General features: G+C 58.2%; 13 protein-coding genes. 2 read left to right on the top strand and 11 right to left on the bottom strand.

Annotated features, from left to right (window positions below):
• Positions 1–157 precede the first annotated feature (157 nt).
• From fbaA to J5W70_RS03975, 6 genes are all read right to left on the bottom strand, one after another.
• A complete protein-coding gene (fbaA, locus tag J5W70_RS04000; protein ID WP_102721576.1) occupies positions 158–1,189 on the bottom strand; it encodes a class II fructose-bisphosphate aldolase in 1,032 nt (343 codons plus the stop codon).
• Positions 1,190–1,276: 87 nt separating this feature from the next.
• Positions 1,277–2,929 (bottom strand): beta-N-acetylhexosaminidase, encoded by a 1,653-nt coding sequence (locus J5W70_RS03995; protein WP_022396364.1) that lies wholly within the window; start codon positions 2,927–2,929, stop codon positions 1,277–1,279.
• 192 nt (positions 2,930–3,121) lie between these two features.
• A complete protein-coding gene (locus J5W70_RS03990; RefSeq protein WP_022396363.1) occupies positions 3,122–4,648 on the bottom strand; it encodes an amylo-alpha-1,6-glucosidase in 1,527 nt (508 codons plus the stop codon).
• A 299-nt stretch (positions 4,649–4,947) separates the two neighbouring features.
• Positions 4,948–6,237 (bottom strand): diaminopimelate decarboxylase, encoded by a 1,290-nt coding sequence (lysA, locus tag J5W70_RS03985; RefSeq protein ID WP_022396362.1) that lies wholly within the window; start codon positions 6,235–6,237, stop codon positions 4,948–4,950.
• A 3-nt stretch (positions 6,238–6,240) separates the two neighbouring features.
• Positions 6,241–7,353, bottom strand: coding sequence for an AI-2E family transporter (locus tag J5W70_RS03980; RefSeq protein WP_022396361.1), 1,113 nt, complete (start codon positions 7,351–7,353; stop codon positions 6,241–6,243).
• Between the two features lie 59 nt (positions 7,354–7,412).
• Positions 7,413–8,078: an HAD family hydrolase gene (locus J5W70_RS03975; protein ID WP_022396360.1), complete on the bottom strand. Its 666-nt coding sequence runs from the start codon at positions 8,076–8,078 to the stop codon at positions 7,413–7,415.
• A gap of 153 nt (positions 8,079–8,231) precedes the next feature.
• Between J5W70_RS03975 and J5W70_RS03970 the strand changes: the two genes are divergently transcribed.
• Positions 8,232–9,536: an APC family permease gene (locus J5W70_RS03970; protein WP_257228327.1), complete on the top strand. Its 1,305-nt coding sequence runs from the start codon at positions 8,232–8,234 to the stop codon at positions 9,534–9,536.
• A 44-nt stretch (positions 9,537–9,580) separates the two neighbouring features.
• Here J5W70_RS03970 and J5W70_RS03965 read toward each other — a convergent pair whose 3' ends face one another.
• From J5W70_RS03965 to floA, 3 genes are all read right to left on the bottom strand, one after another.
• Positions 9,581–10,363 (bottom strand): thiazole synthase, encoded by a 783-nt coding sequence (locus tag J5W70_RS03965; protein WP_022396358.1) that lies wholly within the window; start codon positions 10,361–10,363, stop codon positions 9,581–9,583.
• 294 nt (positions 10,364–10,657) lie between these two features.
• Positions 10,658–11,308 (bottom strand): hypothetical protein, encoded by a 651-nt coding sequence (locus J5W70_RS03960; protein ID WP_102721570.1) that lies wholly within the window; start codon positions 11,306–11,308, stop codon positions 10,658–10,660.
• Positions 11,309–11,362: 54 nt separating this feature from the next.
• On the bottom strand, positions 11,363–12,412 hold the full coding sequence (floA, locus tag J5W70_RS03955) for a flotillin-like protein FloA (protein WP_102721569.1): 1,050 nt from the start codon (positions 12,410–12,412) through the stop codon (positions 11,363–11,365).
• A 94-nt stretch (positions 12,413–12,506) separates the two neighbouring features.
• On the opposite strand from floA, the gene queA reads away from it, so the two are divergent.
• Entirely contained in the window at positions 12,507–13,496 is a 990-nt protein-coding gene (gene queA / locus J5W70_RS03950) for a tRNA preQ1(34) S-adenosylmethionine ribosyltransferase-isomerase QueA (protein WP_022396354.1), read from the top strand.
• 49 nt (positions 13,497–13,545) lie between these two features.
• Here queA and J5W70_RS03945 read toward each other — a convergent pair whose 3' ends face one another.
• Entirely contained in the window at positions 13,546–14,223 is a 678-nt protein-coding gene (locus J5W70_RS03945; RefSeq protein ID WP_022396353.1) for a hypothetical protein, read from the bottom strand.
• Positions 14,224–14,527: 304 nt separating this feature from the next.
• Positions 14,528–15,415, bottom strand: a complete 888-nt coding sequence (locus tag J5W70_RS12745) for an autotransporter outer membrane beta-barrel domain-containing protein (protein ID WP_257228534.1) — start codon at positions 15,413–15,415, stop codon at positions 14,528–14,530.
• Positions 15,416–15,417 lie beyond the last annotated feature (2 nt).

Here is a 15,417-nt window from a genome sequence, read left to right as displayed (position 1 = left end):
TTTTTTTCTTCCAAACCTCCCATTAAATGGATGGTTCAAAGAAAATGTTCCGCTGTCGTCCAGTTGGCGGATTTCTTATCCGCAGTCCGAAGAGCGAAAAAAATGCCCGGTTCCTTTGGGGAAACCGGGCATTGCATCAAAGCCGTTGAAGGGCTGTTTATATCTTGCCGAAGAGGGTCTTGCCGGCGGACATGAGGTTGTCTGCGGCTTCCTGGAGACGGGCGGCGACTCCCTTTTCACCCTTGGCGAGGTAGGAACGGGGATCGTAGTCCTTCTTGTTGCCCACTTCACCGTCAATCTTGAGCACTCCGTTGATGTGTTCGCACATGTGGGAGACGATCGGGCGGGTGAAGGCGTATTGCGTATCGGTGTCGATGTTCATCTTGACTACGCCGTAGGAAACGGCTTCGCGGATGTCGGAGAGTTCGGAACCGGAACCGCCGTGGAAAACGAGGGGCATGCGGGCCGCTTCGCCGTGCTTGGCGACTACGGCTTCCTGGCCGTCGCGCAGGATGCTGGGCTTCAGCTTGACGTGGCCGGGCTTGTACACGCCGTGCACGTTGCCGAAGGTGGCGGCCAGCATGAATTTGCCGAGGGGGGCCAGGGCTTCGTACGTCATCAGCATGTCTTCCGGAGAGGTGTAGAGCTTGTCAGCGGGGTGGCCGGAGTTGTCCACGCCGTCTTCTTCGCCGCCCACGACGCCGATTTCAATTTCAAGGACGATGCCCAGTTCGGCGCATTCCTTCAGCAGTTCACGGGAAAGCTTGAGGTTTTCAGCCATGGGCAGCGTGGAGGCGTCCAGCATGTGGGAGTTGAAGAGGGGGGCTTCACCGCGTTCCACGCGGCGGCGGGATTCGGCGATCAGGGGACGCAGGAAGGTGTCCACGTGTTCGGGCTGGCAGTGGTCCGTGTGCAGGGCTACAAGCACGTTGTGCTTTTCAGCCAGGCGGCGCGTGGCTTCCGCCAGAACAATGGCGCCAAGGGCGGAACTGCCGATGGAGGTGCCGGAGGCGAATTTGCCGCCGCCGATGGAAACCTGGATGATGCCGTCGCTCTTGGCTTCGGAGAAGGCGCGGAGGGCGCCGTTGATCACTTCGATCGTGGTCACGTTGACGGCCGGATAGGCATAGCCTTCCTTCTTGGCCGTTTCAAGCATGGTAATGTATTGTTCTGGTGTGGCTATTGGCATAACGGGGACATGATAGGTGTTTTTTTTCGGGAGAGCAAGGCTGAACTCAGGCGCGCGCAGGGGTTGCAGAGCTCTTGCGGGACATGGTCATTCGCGGATCATTTTCGCCTCCGGCTGCGCCGGTTCTCCGGAGTCCGTCCGGTAGTTGACGCGCTGCGCATCCAGGAAGGGCTTGTGCCTGTCCAGGCGTTCCTTGAAGTCTGTGAAGTCCTTGCGGCCGGGCTGCGTCCAGCCCAGCTCCGCGATGGCGAACATGCGCGGAAACACCATGTACTGCCATTTGGCCAGTGTGGTCATGTATTCGCTCCAGCAGCTTCCCTGCACGCCCAGGATGTTTTTTTCCTGTTCCGGGGTGAGCCCCTTCGGAACGGGATTCATGTTATAGACTTTTTGCAGCGGAATGGTGGAGAAAGTCGCCATTTCATATTCGGGGCCTTCCGGATGCGGACCCTCCTGCCGGATCAGGTACGTGCTTTCAAAGGGAGTCATGATCACCTTGTTTCCGTGCTTGATGGCTTCCCGGGCAATGCCGGGATCATGCCAGACCATCAGGGTGGCCGTCTTGGAAAGGCCGCCTTCCCGGATTTCATCCCAGCCGATGATCTGTTTGCCGCGCGCGTTGACGAGTTTTTCCACGCGGTGGACGAAGTAGCTTTGGAGTTCTTGTTCGTTTTTCAAGCCGTTTTTCTTCATCACCTCCTGGGCCTGGGGGGAGTTTTTCCACTGCTGCTTGGGGGCTTCGTCCCCGCCTATGTGGATGTAGGGGGAATCCGGAAAGAGCTGGCAGACTTCTTCCAGGATGCCGTCAATGAATTTGAAGGTGGGTTCCGTGGGACTGAACGTGAAGGGGAGAATGCCCCAGCGCGTCGCCACCCGGGGCTTGTAGCCGGGAATGTCCTTGTTGCCGAATTCGGGATAGGCCGTGATGGCGGCCGCGGCGTGTCCCGGCGTTTCTATTTCAGGCACGATGGTGATGTGCCTGCGTTTGGCGTAGTCCACCAGCTCCTTTACTTCCTTCTGGGTGTAGAAGAAGGTGAAGGGTTTTCCGTCTCCCTTGTTGCGGTTGCCGGGAATGGGGCTTTCCGGGCGGGTGGCGCCGATGGAGGTGAGCCTGGGATATTTTTTGATTTCCAGCCGCCAGCCTTGGTCTTCCGTCAGGTGCCAGTGGATGGTGTTTACCTTGTAGCAGGCGAGCAGGTCGATGATGGTTTTCAGCTCCGCGATGGAACGGGGATTGCGGCCGCTGTCAATCATGATGCCGCGCCACGTGAAGCGCGGACTGTCCGTGATGGTCATGCAGGGAAGGGCCCAGTGGCCGGCGGCATCCTTTTCCAGAGACTGCTTGAGGGTCTGCGCCGCATAGAAAGCTCCGGCGGGGGACGTGCATGAGACGGCGATGCCCTGCGTAGAGACCTTGATGGAATACCATTCCGGAGACAGGGAGGCGTCTTTTTTCAGGAGGATCTGCACGGCATTGGCCGCGGAGGGAGCCGGGCTTACCTTGATTTGCCGGAGGTTGTTGGAGAATCCCGTCACGAAAGAGGCAATGCAGCTTTTATCTCCCGTTTTGGAAACAGGCAGCGTGTTGCTGACCAGAAATCCCGGCTTGTTTTTTTCCACATCCAGCGCGGATGGAAGGGGGATGATGGCCGGGTCACCCGGTACGGGCCTGGAGGGGAGGGAATAGGCGGCGGACGCGAACAGGAGGCCTGCGGCTAGAAGGAGGCTTTTGGAAAACATGACGGGAAAGGGAGGAAAAAGTTTCACAGTAAATAGTATATTCCAGAAGCGTCCGCAAGGCAACTTTACGGGATTTGCCCTGAAGGGAATAAAGAAGCCCTGCCTCCCGTGCCGGGGGTGGACCGGAAAGCCGCAGGGCTGATGCCGGGGCACGGATTTTTTCGAAAATCCGGGAATGCACATCAGGATGTGTTATTTCAGGATGATGGAAGTGGTGCCGGGTTTGATGGCGTATTTTTTGCCGTTAATCACTAGGGAATAAGGGTTGTTGCTTGTTACGCCAACGGTGTTTTTGCCGTCAAAAACGATGTCAGTCGTAGTCGTCCCGAAATGAAGATTTTTTAATCCGTGCCTGCCTTTCTCCCTTTTCAATCTCCACTGGACTTCATTCCGTAGTGCAGAAATCTTATGGAAGCCCAGAACGTTTTCAATGAAGAGGGAAATGGGGCCCAGCGCCGACCAGCCGCAAAATTCCGGCCGGGCCCTGCGTCCATGTTCGGTAGACGGCTCGTTGGAACTGGGGCTGTAGCATTCCCATATCGTGTGCGGTTTGATGCCATGGTAAGCGGCAAGCTGCTGGCGGATGATTTTTTCAGCGATCGTGTCGGCTTCTTCATGGTAGCCGTATTCTTCAAGCGCCTTGACGGTCATGTACGTGGTGGGCAGCCAGATGCCGCCGCGCCAGTAATCCCCGGTTTGGCCATGGTAGTCCTTATCCCTGCGGGAAAGGGTGGGCGTCGGGTAGTCTCCACCGAATTCCTGCGGGTCCAGAAGGTATTTTACCATCTTTTCCGCCTGGGCCGGCGAAGCGACTCCGGCTAAAAGTGGCCAATAGGAGGCCATTGTCCTGATGCGGCAGGGCTGCCTGTTTTCTATCGCCACATCATAGTAGAACCCGTCCTGCTCATCCCAGTACAGTTCGTTTATTTTGTCTTTCAGCTTGCGGTAGATGGCCTCCCATTTCCCGGCTGCGTCTGCATTGCCCAGTGATTGTTCCAATTGGGCCATGCAGCGTGCGCTCAGGGCTTGCTGGGAAATGGCGTCAATCCATAAAATCTTATTGTAGCCGCCTGCGTCCCGGCCTCTGGGCGTGTTGTCCATTCCGCTGGCGCCCCCCGTCCATGTAAAGCCATCTTCACCGATGGCGTTCAGGTAGATGTTTTGGGGAGAGCATTCGAAACGTTCCCCCGCTTTGGCATTGGCAAACCAGTCAAAATGTTTTTGAAGGTACTGTTTCCGATTCAGGATTTCATGGATGCGGTTTTTGTTTCCGGTAAAGTCGTAATATTCCTTTTCAACCCATGCGAATAACGGAGGGTTGTCCACGAGGTGAATGCGGAGCGGAGTTTTTTCCTTATCCCAAATGGGCTTGTACAGGTTGTCCATGCTTCCCTCTCCGGGGAATGAATGCGGCGCATACTTGGCGAAGAGCACCATGAAACAGGTATCCCAAATCCAGATTTGGTCTTCGTAACAGTTTTCATCCATGTAGGGCGACCCGGGAAGGCCCTCAGGGCCTTTTCTTACCCGTCCGGCCGCGATTTCCCATGTTTTATGGTAAAGGTCCACGAGGTCTTTGTCAGGGTAAACCGGCTGGGGAATTTCCTCTTTCCAGCCTTCCTGGATGCAGCTGTCATGATGGGCCGTAGCTCCAAAGCCTTGCACGCAGGCTATTGCCCCCAGGATGACGCCGCATGCTGTCCGCAGGTAGTATTTCATTTTCAGTATACGGCCAGGGAGGCGGAAAAATATCGTTTTTTCTCGTCTCGCGGCGGGTTGAAGGCTTTTCCGTGCCGTCATGTTCCCCTAGCGGGTCAATGGTGGGCGTGGAACCGAATTAGTATTACTGAAGGCGGCGCTGCCGCCGGAAGGATGAAAGTGAAGCGACAGCGTGGAGGAAAGGGAAAATGATTTTTTCCGTCAACATGGAATAATAGGAAAAGGGACGCCCCCCCCCTTCCGGTTTTTACCTTCGTGAGACGCCCTGTTGAAAGTGGAGAAAGATGAAATGAGGGAGGTTATTCCGGAATGGATTCCCCCCGGATGAGGTCTTCCCAGGTCTGGCGGCTGCGGATGACGTTCCACTGGTTTCCGTCCACCAGCACTTCTTCCGCCATGGGGCGGGAATTGTAGTTGGAGGACATGGAAAAACCGTAGGCGCCGGCGGACAGCACGGCCAGGAGTTCTCCCTGGCGCACGTCCGTCATGTCCCTGTTCTGGGCCAGGAAGTCCCCGGATTCGCAGATGGGGCCCACGACGTCCGTAGTGATGCAGGATTCGGAGAGGTGTTCCCTGACCGGGATGATTTCATGATACCCCTGGTAGAGGGCGGGGCGGATGAGGTCGTTCATGCCCGCATCCACGATTTTAAAGGTTTTGGCCTTTCCAGTCTTTTCATACAGGCAGCGGGTGATGAGCGCGCCCGCATTTCCCACGATGAGGCGTCCCGGTTCCACGATGATATGCAGGCCCAGAGGCTGGAGGGTGGGAACGACGGCCTGGGCGTAAGTGCTCAGCGTGAGCTGGGCGCAGTCTTCATTCCACCATTCCTTGACGCCGGAATCCAGCGTATCCTGGTAAACGATGCCGATGCCGCCGCCGATGGAGAAGAATTCGATGCCGTGCTTTTCTTTCAGCGCGGCGGCCAGCGGAGCCACTTTCCTGACGGCTTCCAGGAAGGGTTTCGCCTGGGTGAGCTGGGAGCCGATGTGCATCTGCAGGCCCTTGAGTTGGAGGTTCGGAAGTTCGCGGGCCGCCATCTCGTAAAGAGGTTCAATGAGTTCAAAGTCCACGCCGAATTTGTTTTCAGCCTTCCCGGTGGTGATGTATTTGTGCGTCCCCGCCTCCACATTGGGATTGACGCGCACGGCTACCGGAGCTTTCACTCCCATGGACGCGGCGATGGCGTCAATGGCGCGCAGTTCCGCCTCCGATTCCACATTGAAGCAGTAAATGCCCTGTTCCAGGGCGTAGCGGATTTCCTCCTCTGTTTTTCCCACGCCGGCATAGGTGCATTTGGAAGGGTCTCCGCCGGCCTTGAGGACGCGAAAGAGTTCTCCGCCGGAAACGATGTCGAACCCCGCGCCATTGCGGGCCATGAGGTTCAGGATGGCGATGTTGGAGCTGGCCTTGACGGCGTAGGCCACTTCCGCGTTAAGGGGCGCCAGGGCTTCCCTGAGGCGGTGGAAATGGTTCAGAATGGTCTGCTTGCTATAGACGTACAGGGGGGTGCCTTCCTTGTCCGCCAGTTCCTGGAGGTTGACATTTTCACAGTAGAGCGTGCCGTTTTTATATGCGAATGAATGCATGGATTATTCCTTGGTTGTGCTTTCGTTGGTTTTCCCGGAATGGAGAGGAGGGAGCGGGAATCTGGGCGTAGGGGGGTTGTCGATGAGCTGGGCGATCCAGGCGAGATCCTTGGAGCTTTCCAGCCCGAGCTTGATCAGCATGGTGATGGGGACGGCCAGCAGCATGCCGATGGGGCCCCATACCCAGCCCCAGAAGATGACGGAGAGCAGGACCATGCTTGTCACGATGCCGAATTGGCGGCCCAGCAGCATGGGTTCCAGGCAGCTCCCCAGGACCGTGTTGATCACCAGGTAGCCGCCGGCTACGATGATGCCCGCGGTGGGGCTGATCAGGAGCATGGCGAGCAAGGTGGGGGGAATGGCCGCGATGATGGAGCCGAAGGTGGGGATGAAGTTGAGCGCGAAGGCCACGATGCCCCACAGCAGCGGGAAGTCCACCTTCATGTAATAGCAGAGCAGGAAGGCCAGTAGTCCGGTGGCTGCGCTAATTAAGGTCTTGATAATCAGGTATTTCTGGACTCCGGCCAGAGCTTTGGAAAATTTGCGGATGCCCGTGTCGCTGTTGTTGCCCAGTTTGTTGATGTTCATCCGGAAGCGGGGGGCTTCTCCCAGGAAGAAGGTCATCAGGATCAGAATCAGGGTGGTGAAGGTCAGCATGGAGGCGAGCTGCCCCATCACCCCCGTGGAGAACGCCACGATGCGCTGCCCGTTGAGCAGGTCCGGGAGTTCCTGAAGCATCTGGTCCGCCAGATTGTTCCAGTCACGTTCAATGAGGAAGGCGCGGAGTTCGTGGATTTTCTCCATCATCAGGGGCTGGTATTTGACCGTGACCGTCCGGGCCAGGTCCTGCCCCAGGTACTGGGCCAGATAGGCCAGGCCCACAAGAATGCCGAAGTCCATGATCACCGTGAAGGTTACCGCCAGCCAGTGCGGAAAACGAAGACGTCCCTTGAAAAAAGTGGTCAGCGGGTAACTGACGATCGCCAGAAAGCCGGACAGGACGATGGGGAGCAGCACCGGCTTCCCCGCCTGCAGCCCGGCCGTGATGACGATGACGCTGGCGAGCATGAGCAGGATTTTCAGGCCCTCTTTTCCGGATTCTTTCTGAGGAGTCATGGAAGGATTGGTGTTAACGGGGTGAGTAATGGTGTCCGATTTCCTGCGGGATTGCAATATTAAAGGCCCTCATTCCCATCATGTTCCCGGAAAAAGCGGTCCAGGTCTTCAAAGCGGGTCAGGAGGTAGTCAGGCTTCCGTTCTTCGAGCCCCTTTACATCCGCCTCCGCGGCCCATCCTGCGGCAAGAATGCGGATGGGAACGGCGCGGCATGCGTCCACGTCCGTGGGGGAATCCCCGATGTAGATGGCTTCCCCGGCGGAAGAGTCCAGGCGGTCCAGCGCCCGCCTGATGCGGTCCGGCTTCACGCCGCCCTCAGGGGAGCCTGTTTCCAGAATGGGGAAGAACTCGGCCAGATGGAAAAATTGAAGGGAAATCTCCGCGCTTTCCAGGCGTTTGCCGGTGACCATGGCCAGACGGATGCCGCGGCTGCGCAGGGCGTGCAGCAGTCCGGCCGCCCCGGGGAAGGGAGTGGGCGCCAGTTCCGGATGCAGCTCACGGTAATAGCGGAGGAACAGTTCCCTGCCTTTTTCGTGCAGTTCCGGCTTTCCGGGAAGCAGTCTTTGGATGACGCCCAGGTCGTCCGGCCCGAACTGGCGTTCGATTTCCTCATCCGTCAACGTTCTGCCGTCCAGTTCCCGGACGGCGCGGCGGAAGGCTTCCCGGCACAGGGGTATGGTATCCGCAAGCGTTCCGTCAAAATCAAAAATGGCGGTTTTGATCATCAGCCGTACCCTACATGCCGCCTGCGGACGGTTCAAGGGGAAAGCCGTGCCTGAATAGTCATGATGACGCTGCGGGGCGTTCCGGACCGGCAGGACGTGTCATCTCGTATGGAAAGGTCAACGTTCCGTCCCTGTAAGCTCTCTAATTCCCTTATGCACGGGAAGGCTCCAAAAGAATATTTATCCCTGTGGAGCGTGATTGCATTGGGAATAGGTTCCATGGTAGGAGCGGGAATTTTCGCCCTCATGGGTCAGGCGACCCTGATGGCGGGCAAAAACGTGTACTGGTCCTTCCTGCTGGGAGGCGTCGCGGCCCTGCTTTCCGGTTATACCTACGCCAAGCTGGGTTCCCGTTATCCCGGTTCCGGAGGAATCATGGATTATTTCAACGAGGCTTTTTCCCATAAGACCCTCTCCGGCGCGCTGACGCTGATTTACCTGGGAACGCTGGTCATTACCGTGGCCCTGGTCGCCAAGTCCTTCGGGGCCTATGCGTCCCGCCTGTTTTTGCCGGACGAATTAACCAACATCTATTCCACCGCCCTTTTCGCCAGCGTGGCCATTCTGCTGCTGGGAGCATTGAACATGGGAGGAGCCAAGGCCGTAGGGAAGTCGGAGGTGGTGATGGTGGCGTTCAAGCTGCTTATTCTGACGGTTCTGATGCTTGCCAGCTTCGGTTCTTCCGTGCCAGTGGGCGCGGACCCCATTCCGGTGAAAGGACTGGACGGGCTGCTGGGGAGCGTGGGACTGACGTTTTTCGCGTTTGCCGGCTACGGCATGATGGCCAATACGGCGGGCAATCTGAAAAATCCTTCCAAAACATTGCCCAAGGCCATTTTCCTGGCTATCGGCATCGTGCTGGTTCTGTACCTGGTGCTTTCCTACGTAGTGCTGACCAACGTTCCCGCCACTTCCCTGGAAAGCCACACGGAAACCGCCGTGGCGCAGGCCGCCTATCCCGTGCTGGGCGTGTGGGGCTTCATGGCCGTATCCGTGGCGGCGCTCATTGCCACGGCGTCAGCCATTAACGCCACCATGTTCAGCATGCTGGACATTTCCCGGGCACTGGCGCGCAACGGCCAGCTGGGAGCCATCTTCAAGCAGCCTTTCTGGGGCAGCGGCACGGAAGGCTTTTTCTATCTTCTGCTGGGCATTCTGGTGATGACGAATGCCTTTAACCTGGTAGCCATCGCCAATCTGGCGGGGGCCTGTTTCCTGATCAGCTACCTGGCGGTGTTCGTTGCCCATTGGCGGCTCCGGAAAGAGACGCAGGGGAACGCGCTGCTGATCATCCTCGGGTTCCTGCTGATGCTGTTTATTCTGGGAGCCTTTTTCTACCAGATGTTCTTCAGCCAGCCTTATCTGATTCCGCTGATCCTCCTGTTTGTGGCCGCCTGTTTCATTCTGGAATTTTTCATTCGCAAAAAGCTGGCGAAGGGGGCTTCCAAGGCTTCCTAGGCTGTGGGGGTTAGGAAAGAAACGCTTTCCCTCCCGTTGCACTTTTAATGCAGGAAGGAAGTGAGGGGGCTGGTGGCGGCAGCCCGGACGGAAACGGCGGGAAGGCCGGCCAGATGGGCCATGCGCCCGGCGCGGCAGGCCAGCGCGAACGCTTCCGCCATGGAGGCGGGGTCTCCGGCGGCGGCGATGGCCGTATTGACGAGCACGGCGTCCGCCCCCATCTCCAGGGCTTCCGCCGCATGGCTGGGGGCTCCCAGCCCGGCGTCCACCACTACGGGCACGACGGCCTGTTCAATGATGATGTTGATCAGCTCCCTGGTCAGCACGCCCTTGTTGGTGCCTATGGGAGCGCCCAGAGGCATGACGGCTGCCGCTCCGGCTTCCTGGAGGCGTTTGGCCAGCACGGGGTCCGCATTGATGTAGGGAAGCACCGTGAAGCCTTCCCTGACCAGGATTTCCGCCGCTTTCAGCGTTTCAATGGGGTCCGGCATCAAATACTGGGCGTCCGGATGGATTTCCAGCTTGATCCAGTTGGGGAGTCCGGCTGCCGCCGCCAGTCGCGCCAGTCGCACGGCTTCTTCCGCCGTTGTCGCTCCGCTGGTGTTCGGGAGAATAAGGTATTTTTCAGGGTCGATGAAATCCAGAATATTGGCGGCGGGGTCATGGGAGCCCGTCAGGTCCGCCCGGCGCAGAGCCACCGTCACAATTTGGGAGCCGGAAGCTTCCAGAGCTTCTTTCATGCTCTCATTGGAAGAAAACTTTCCCGTTCCCACCATCAGGCGGGAGGTGAATTGGCGTCCGGCTATCTGCAAAGGTGAATCTGTCATTGCGGGTGAAGGGTACCTCCCCTTTCCTTTCCAGGCAAGGGGGAATGAAGAAAAAGGCAGGAGTTGCCGCGGCATGGACGAGCGCCTCCGACTGGGAATGAAAGGTTGATTCGTCCATCTTCCAGATTTACCCGCCCTGCGGGCTTCAAGATGAGCTTTCCATCCAGCCGGACTTGTCCGGTTTCCCGGCCTTCATACAACCTTTCCGATAAAAATATTCTGAAAACTTTCCTTCAAATCCAGGAAAAACCGGTTTTTGAATGGACGGAGGGAGAAACCCCCTCCTCCCCTCTATTATTCCCCGCTGAAGGAAATGCCCCGGAGCGCTCTGGGCTTGCCCAGGATTTCCTGATAAAGAATGGCCGTTTTCAAGGATTGGGAACGGCGCAGGGAGTTTTTCAGGGAAAGAGGTTCGGACGCGGCGACCGTGGGAAGCGGTTCAGGCCGGCTTTCCTTCATTTCCCTTTCCTGCAAACGATGCAGGGCGGCCTGTTCCGCGTCAGACAGGGAACGCATGGACTGCCGGGCTTCTTCCGTGGCCTTTACGTAGCGTTCCAGCACGTTCTGGGCGGTTTGCTGGGCGGTTTCCGCCGTCCACTCCGGCTTGGGTTCCGGTTCAGGCCGGCGCTTGCGGGCCACGGCGGGAGTGGGAAGCTCCACGGGTGGGGCGGAGGGGCGCGGAGCGCGCGCCGGAGCCTGTGGCCGTGCCGGCTGTGGCTGCCGCGGCTGCGGATTGGTCCGGCGCATTTCCGCAATGACTTCCTTCACGCGTTTTTCATGATGGTCTTCCGTGTCCAGGACGGGCGTTTCCTCATCTTTTTCTTTTGGTTTTAAAAACTCAATTACTTTCTTGATGAGAAAGATCGCCCCCACGATCAGCCAGAACCAGAGCTTCAGGCTGTCGTCATCGCCGCCGGAGGCGAGCATGTATGCCAGTGAATCCATAAAGGAGGAAGGGCCACCGGAGAGAAAATCCGGTCTCTCCGGTGGCCTGAGAATTTATTTAATGGAAGAGGGGGAAGCATCCGGCTTGGCAATGGAATCCCTCATCTTGGTATCGGCCACTACGTTCTGGTAGCGGGCATAATCCAGCACTCCCAGGTTGCCGTTGCGGAAGGCTTCCGCCATGGCCATGGGAATCTGGGCTTCCGCTTCCACCACCTTGGCGCGCATTTCCTGCGTTTTGGCGGCCATTTCCTGTTCCGTGGCTACGGCTGCGGCGCGGCGGACTTCCGCCTTGGCCTGGGCAATCTGCTTGTCCGCTTCCGCCTGTTCGGCCTGGAGGCGCGCGCCCACGTTGCCGGCCACGTCCACGTCTGCAATGTCAATGGAAAGCACTTCAAACGCCGTGGCGGCGTCTACGCCCTTGTCGCTCACGGTGCGGGAGATTACCTCCGGCTTTTCCAGAACATCCTTGTAGGAGGGCGCGGAGCCTACGGCGGAGACGATGCCTTCCCCGACGCGGGCGACCACCGTTTCTTCCGTGGCGCCGCCTACGAAAAGGTCCAGGTTGGTGCGCACCGTCACGCGGGCACGCACTGCCACGGCAATGCCGTCACGGGCCACCGCCGTCAGGCGCGTCTGGCCGGAGCTGGGGTTCGGGCAGTCGATGACGCGGGGGTTGATGGAGGTTCGCACGGCTTCCAGCACGGTCTTGGACGTGCCTTTCACGGCCAGGTCAATGGCGCAGGCACGGTCATAGCTCAGCGGGATGCCGGCTTTTTCCGCAGCAATCAGGGCGAGGACGCAGTCCACGATGTCGCCGCCGGCCAGGAAGTGGGCTTCCAGTTCATCCGTGCTGATGTCCAGTCCGGCCTTGGCCGCCGTGATGCGGGTGTCCACTACCAGGGGGTAGGGCACTTTGCGGAGCCACATTCCCAGCATGTTGCTCATGGAGACAGGGGCTTTCGCGAGGCGCGCGCGCAGCCATGTCTTGAAGAATTTGGCGATGATGGCGAAGAAGATGACCAGAAAGATGACGAGGACGATCACCAGGATGGTCCCCCAGGCGGTGGCGTTGGAGATGTTTGCTAACAGCAAATTGTTCATGTATCCTTCCATACCATATTAACCGAAGCAGGGTAAAGATATAATTGTGTTACCTATGGTTTAAAGGTATTGACCTTTCGGCGGATTCGTGGCAATGCACTTGGCCGTGCGCACCATTGATTTTGATTATCCGCTGCCGGAAGAGTTGATAGCGGACCGCCCCCTCCCGGACCGCGCCGCCTCCCGGATGATGGTCATCCACCGGGATACCGGCCTGATTGAGCACAGGCATTTTTGCGACCTGCCGGAATATGTGCGGGAAGGGGACCATTTTATCCTGAATGATACCAGGGTGGTTCCCGCAAGGTATTTTTCCAATGACGGCGCCATTGAAGTGGTGCGTGCAGAGGTGCTCAACCCCCTGCTGTGGAAGTGCATGGTGCGCCCCGGGCGCAAGATGAAGCTGGGGCGTACGGTCTCCATCGGTGATGCGGTGGGCACCGTGGAAGGCATTGACGGGGAAGGCTACCGCCTCATCCGGTTTGACCGGGAGGTGGATGAGGAAAAGTACGGCCGCCTGGCGCTTCCCCATTACATGAACCGGGAGAGCGACCCGTCCGACAAGGAGCGCTACCAGACTGTTTACGCCAGGCATGAAGGGGCGATTGCCGCTCCCACGGCCGGGCTGCATTTTACGCCGGAGCTGCTGGCGGCCGTTCCCCATGATTTTCTGACGCTGCACGTGGGCGTGGGAACGTTTCGTCCCGTGAAGGCGGACAGGATTGAAGACCACCAGATGCACACGGAACATTTTTTCCTGCCTGAAGCCACCGCGAGGGCGATTAATGAGGCCGGGAGGGTGATTGCCGTGGGCACCACCAGCGTTCGCGTGCTGGAGCATGTGGCTACCGCGGAAGGACTGCCGTTAAAGGAGTGCTCCGGGTCAACGAACATTTTTATTTATCCACCCTACAAGTACAAGGTGGTGGATGCCCTGATCACGAATTTCCACCTGCCCCAGAGCACGCTGCTCATGCTTGTCAGCGCCTTTGCCGGCAAGGAGCTGGTCATGAAAGCCTACCTGGAAGCCATCCGGGAACGGTACAGGTTTTTTTCCTACGGGGATTGCATGCTGATTCTGTAGGGTTCCGGCGGCCTTTCCTTCCCTCTGGCGGAAGAAGCGCAGGCTGCCTTCAACGCTTGCCGCACGGAAGTTGTTCCGGGCTGCGAGGGGATGAAGACGGAGCGCCGTCCGGGGAAGCGTCCGGGTGCTGCTCTTTTTTAAGCTCCAGCAGGGTTTTTCCGTGGTCCCTGATTTGCTGGAGGGCAGTCAGGAAGTGCAGCGTTTCCCCCAGCAGTATGTTCATGACGTTGGCATAGTGGCAGTCCGTGTTTTTCAGGCACAGCCGGGGAAAATAGGAGGCTTCCAGCTCCGGCGCATTCCATTTGTCCCGGATAACGCGGCTTCTGCGGGATGCCGGAGGCCAGCAGGGATGCTGCCGGTCCCTCAAATAAAGGAGGTAGCAGTCTTTTAACATGTCGAGCTGGGAGGCAACACCGGCACGTGCAGGAGGAGTGATGGACGGCTGGACATCCTTTACTCCTTCAAGCGTCATGTTGATGGTTGTTTCCGCAAGGACGGTCCAGTAAAGAATAGGTTCCGCCACGGAACGGCTCCGCCTGCGGAACCGCAGGTAGAAATGATGGCTGAGTTCCAGGGCCGACAAGGCTTTTACGTAATGCACCAAAACCACCCGGCCATATTGCCGGAAAATAAAGTGTTCCAGCTTTTGCCGGAGGGGAGCGTCTTCCATTCCCGTTTCCTTCCTGAGAAGGGTCCACTGTTCCTCGAATGTTGAATTTTCAGCCATGAATTTGGGAAGAGGTTATTTTTAATAAATATAAATTATGTTACCATGAAATTCAAATAAAATAACAATCATTATCAATGTTTATCAAAATAATCCGAGGAAAAAGAGAGGAATTCCTGCGGATGGGGCGGTAACACGGTAACCGCCTGGCGCAAAGGCGTACGAGAAACACCTGCGTCCGGAAAAACAGCCTGGGAGGTGGTAAGCCCGTGCACGACGGCTTGAGATGTGGATGCCGCGGATAATGAAAACGCCATGCCCGGACATGCAGGCATGGCGCTTGTCAAATCAGGCCTGAGCCGGATCAGAAGTTGTAGCGGTAGCCGAGGGCTCCGCCGATGGAGGTGTCTCCGGAGCGGAGATCCGCATTGCCGTCCACGTAAACGGCGCCGTAGTCGGAGCAGGGAATGCTGAGGCCTGCGCCCAGCTGGACGCCGGTGCGGCCGAGCTTGGCTCCCCTGATGGTCTGGACAAGGCCCGGATTGGCCAGGTAGGCCACGTTGGCCTGTGCCTTGTCCTCCCCGAAGTCCTGAGAAACCAGAACGCGGAATTCTCCCGTGATATCACGCCCGGTCAGGTTGGAACCCAGAACGCCTTTCAGGCGCAGACCGGCGGCCACGCTTCCGGTGGTAATATCCATGTCATCCACGCGGAGTCCCGCTCCGCCTGCTCCGGCTTCATTGAAGCCATCCACGGAGGAGTGCATGACGCTGACATTGGCGACCGGCTGAAGGATGGCCGTCCGGCGTTTGTTGAGAGCCAGGTCATAAGTGAGCTCATACATGGCTCCGAAACTCATGCCGGTGGTGCTGAAGCTGGCCTGGTAGCTTCCCAGCTCATGGCGTACGCTGCGGGTAATGTCCGCATCCGACCAGCCCCCGGAGAGAATGAGGGAGTGGCCCCATTTCCTGTGGCGGTAGTGGCCGAAGAGGCTCACGTAGTAGGTGTCCAGGTCGCCGGAGGCGGAATCAGCCCCGTCGGAGGAGTAATCCCCATAGTTGGCGGAGAAGGCCGCGCCCAAAGTGAAATTCTCCGAGCAGTTGACGTCCAGCCCGGCGGTGCCTCCCCAGGAGTTAAGGGTGAAACCGTTGCCTTCATTGGAACCGTCCAGGGAATCCCTGCCCCCGTTGGCTTCAATCCAGCCGTTCACCTGGGGAAGGTCTCCCTGAATGTAGTCGGGATTGAGGCCCATGG

The organism is Akkermansia massiliensis, assembly GCF_018847375.1.
Classification (GTDB): Bacteria; Verrucomicrobiota; Verrucomicrobiia; order Verrucomicrobiales; family Akkermansiaceae; genus Akkermansia; species Akkermansia massiliensis.
This window is presented reverse-complemented; position numbering and strand designations above follow the sequence as displayed.

Coding starts and splice junctions, on each gene's coding strand:
- J5W70_RS03975 (WP_022396360.1), bottom strand. CDS start 8,078: ATGATCAAAACCGCCATTTTTGATTTTGACGGAACGCTTGCGGATACC.
- J5W70_RS03980 (WP_022396361.1), bottom strand. CDS start 7,353: ATGACTCCTCAGAAAGAATCCGGAAAAGAGGGCCTGAAAATCCTGCTC.
- floA (WP_102721569.1), bottom strand. CDS start 12,412: ATGAACAATTTGCTGTTAGCAAACATCTCCAACGCCACCGCCTGGGGG.
- J5W70_RS03945 (WP_022396353.1), bottom strand. CDS start 14,223: ATGGCTGAAAATTCAACATTCGAGGAACAGTGGACCCTTCTCAGGAAG.
- queA (WP_022396354.1), top strand. CDS start 12,507: ATGCACTTGGCCGTGCGCACCATTGATTTTGATTATCCGCTGCCGGAA.
- J5W70_RS03960 (WP_102721570.1), bottom strand. CDS start 11,308: ATGGATTCACTGGCATACATGCTCGCCTCCGGCGGCGATGACGACAGC.
- lysA (WP_022396362.1), bottom strand. CDS start 6,237: ATGCATTCATTCGCATATAAAAACGGCACGCTCTACTGTGAAAATGTC.
- J5W70_RS03995 (WP_022396364.1), bottom strand. CDS start 2,929: ATGTTTTCCAAAAGCCTCCTTCTAGCCGCAGGCCTCCTGTTCGCGTCC.
- J5W70_RS12745 (WP_257228534.1), bottom strand. CDS start 15,415: ATGGGCCTCAATCCCGACTACATTCAGGGAGACCTTCCCCAGGTGAAC.
- J5W70_RS03965 (WP_022396358.1), bottom strand. CDS start 10,363: ATGACAGATTCACCTTTGCAGATAGCCGGACGCCAATTCACCTCCCGC.
- fbaA (WP_102721576.1), bottom strand. CDS start 1,189: ATGCCAATAGCCACACCAGAACAATACATTACCATGCTTGAAACGGCC.
- J5W70_RS03970 (WP_257228327.1), top strand. CDS start 8,232: ATGCACGGGAAGGCTCCAAAAGAATATTTATCCCTGTGGAGCGTGATT.
- J5W70_RS03990 (WP_022396363.1), bottom strand. CDS start 4,648: ATGAAATACTACCTGCGGACAGCATGCGGCGTCATCCTGGGGGCAATA.